The sequence below is a fragment of the Variovorax sp. 01T439_2 genome, from assembly GCF_056398445.1.
Window position 1 is genome coordinate 1 of the sequence record NZ_JBFTPJ010000828.1, and the last position, 2,683, is coordinate 2,683.

Consider the following 2,683-nt stretch of genomic DNA (forward strand, 5'->3'; position numbering starts at 1 on the left):
GAAGTTTCACCGCGCAGCAACGCCGCCATGCCAGCCGGATGCCATGGCTCGTGCAGGACAGGTTCTACATGCTGTCGCCTGCCGCGGTTTCGGGATGTTTCATGAACGCGCCCGGCCTATGTCGCCGCCGGTTCCTCTTCCGTGGCCGGCTCGCGCGGCAGCTCGTACAGGAAGAAAGGCGGCGCGTCGGGCCGGCTGCGCTGCAGCAGGGGCTTGGCGACGTTGTAGACCGGCACGCCGCTGATGGTTCGCCCCTCGAGCGTGCCGCGGTGCGCATGGCCGTGGAACACCGCATCCATCGGATAGCGCAGCAGCGGCTCTTCCAGGCGGCTGCTGCCCAGGAATGGAAATATCTCCACCGGCTCGCCCTGCACCGTGCCGGCGATCGGCGCGTAGTGCAGCAGCGCAATGCGGCGCCGGGTGCGCAGCTTGGCCAGCGCCGACTCCAGCTTCATCGCCTCGTTGAGCGCCTCCTGCACGAACAGCTTGATCGCCGGTTCGCCCCAGGCCCCCAGCGAACCGCGTCCGAAGCCGCCGGCAAAGCCCTTGGTACCGGCAATGCCCACGCCTTCGATCTCGCAGGCCGCGCCATCGAGCACGCAAACGCCGGYATGCGTGAGCGCCTCGGTCACCCGTTCGGGCGTGCCGGATTCGAAGTCGTGGTTGCCCAGGACGGCGACGATGGGGATCGGGACGGCACCGAGTTCCTCGGCCAGCACCTTGGCTTCCTCGGCCGTGCCGTAGTCGGTGAGATCGCCGCACAGCAGCAGCGCGTCGGCCTCGTCGGCGGCCTGCGCGAAGAAGCTGCGCAGCGTGCCCGCCGCGTCCTTGTGGACATGGATGTCGCCCACTGCGGCGAACCGGACATGGGAGGAAGATTTCGGATTGGGCATTGCAGCAAGCCTGCGCCCGGATGCCGCCGGCCGTGATCGGCCTCATCCTGCGGCGGCTGTAGGCGCCTGCCGACGACCGATGGGGCCGTTTGCTCCGAGCCCGCCTGCGGGCCGGCTCTACATTGCCTGAATGGAGCCCACGGCCGGTCTTGCGCTTTCGCTGGAAGAAGCAGAAGAAGTCGAGCCCCGCGTGGCCGACTTCTACCGGCAGACGCTGCGCGCGCTGAACGGTGCGGACATTCCCTTCCTGGTCGGCGGCGCCTTCGCGCATGCCTGCCACACAGGCATCCGCCGCTCGACCAAGGACCTGGACCTGTTCATCCGCCGCGCGGACTACGAACGCATCGCGCAACTGATGCAGCAGCACGGCTGGCGCACCGAGATGAGCCATCCGCACTGGCTCGCCAAGGTGCACGACGGGCCGGAGTTCATCGACCTGATCTTCAACTCGGGCAACGGCCTCATGCCGGTGGACGAGCGCTGGTTCCGCGGCAACAGCCGCGCCGCAGTCCTGGGCGTGCCGGTGCTCGTTGCCAACGTGGAGGACAGCCTGCTGTCCAAGGCCTTCATCATGGAGCGCGAGCGCTACGACGGCGGCGACATCGCCCACCTGCTGCAGGCCACCGCCGAGCGGCTGGACTGGCCCGGCCTGCTCGAGCGCTTTGGCCCGCACTGGCGGGTGCTGCTGGCCCACCTGACCTTGTTCGGCTACATCTACCCCGGCGAGCGGCAGCGCATTCCCGGCTGGGTGATGGAGCGGCTGACGGCGCGGCTGGCCGAAGAGGTGCGAGAGCCGCCGGCGCCGAACGAGCACGTGTGCGCCGGCACCCTCCTGTCGCGCGAGCAGTACCTTCACGACGTCGAGCAATTGGGCTACGTGGACGGCCGCCTCACCGCCGCCAGCACCATGACGGCCGAAGACGTGGCCGGCTGGACCGAGGCCATTGCGGACCGAAGATCGCAATAGGAGCAGGCGGCGTGAAAGCCGCTGACACTGCACGACGGCAGGATCTGCTGTCGCGGCTCGCACAACGGCAGCCTGCTTTGTGCAGGACCCCCATTGAAGCACCGGCGCGAGGGGCGCGCGGCCTAAGATTTTGGGCATGCAAAGAAGGCCCCATCCATGAACTCATCGATCGTCGACCACCTGGGGCGCGCTGGCCGCCTGGACCGCATGTTTGTCGGCGGCGAGTGGGTCCTGCCCGAAACGCAGACTCGCGCCAGCGTCGTCGACCCGTCGACCGAGGAGCCGGTCGCGGAGATCGCGCTGGGCAGTGCCGGGGATGCCGCCGCAGCCGTGGCCGCAGCGCGGCGCGCATTCGCGGCCTGGTCCGCGAGTCCGGCCCAGAGCAGGGCCTTGCTCCTCGACCGCATCCACGCGCTGGTCCTCGAGCGCGCAGAACTGTTCGCCCAGGCGATCTCGCTGGAGATGGGCGCGGCCATCGACTTCGCGCGCCGCACGCAGGTGCCGTCTGCCGCGGAGCACATCCGCGTGGCCCGCGACAATGCGCGCGGCTATGCGTTTGTCACCCATCGCGGGGAGAYGGCCATCGTGCGCGAGGCCATCGGCGTGTGCGGCCTCATCACCCCCTGGAACTGGCCGCTCTACCAGATCACCGCCAAGGTCGGCGCCGCCCTCGCAGCCGGATGCACGGTCGTCCTGAAACCCAGCGAGCTGTCGCCCCTGAGCGCCCTGCTCTTTGCCGAAGTGATGCAAGACGCCGGCATTCCGCCCGGTGTGTTCAACCTCGTGAATGGCAGCGGACCGGAGGTCGGCGCGGCCCTGGCGC

At 69.0% G+C, this 2,683-nt stretch carries 3 protein-coding genes; 2 read left to right on the forward strand and 1 reads right to left on the reverse strand.

Annotated elements, in window-relative coordinates:
• Window positions 1-116 precede the first annotated feature (116 nt).
• A complete protein-coding gene (locus AC1DOC_RS28410; protein ID WP_478130992.1) occupies window positions 117-893 on the reverse strand; it encodes a metallophosphoesterase family protein in 777 nt (258 codons plus the stop codon).
• Window positions 894-1,023: 130 nt separating this feature from the next.
• On the opposite strand from AC1DOC_RS28410, the gene AC1DOC_RS28415 reads away from it, so the two are divergent.
• A complete protein-coding gene (locus AC1DOC_RS28415) occupies window positions 1,024-1,860 on the forward strand; it encodes a nucleotidyltransferase (RefSeq protein ID WP_018903063.1) in 837 nt (278 codons plus the stop codon).
• Window positions 1,861-2,016: 156 nt separating this feature from the next.
• A partial coding sequence (locus tag AC1DOC_RS28420; RefSeq protein WP_478130993.1) for an aldehyde dehydrogenase family protein occupies window positions 2,017-2,683 on the forward strand: 667 nt, incomplete at its 3' end.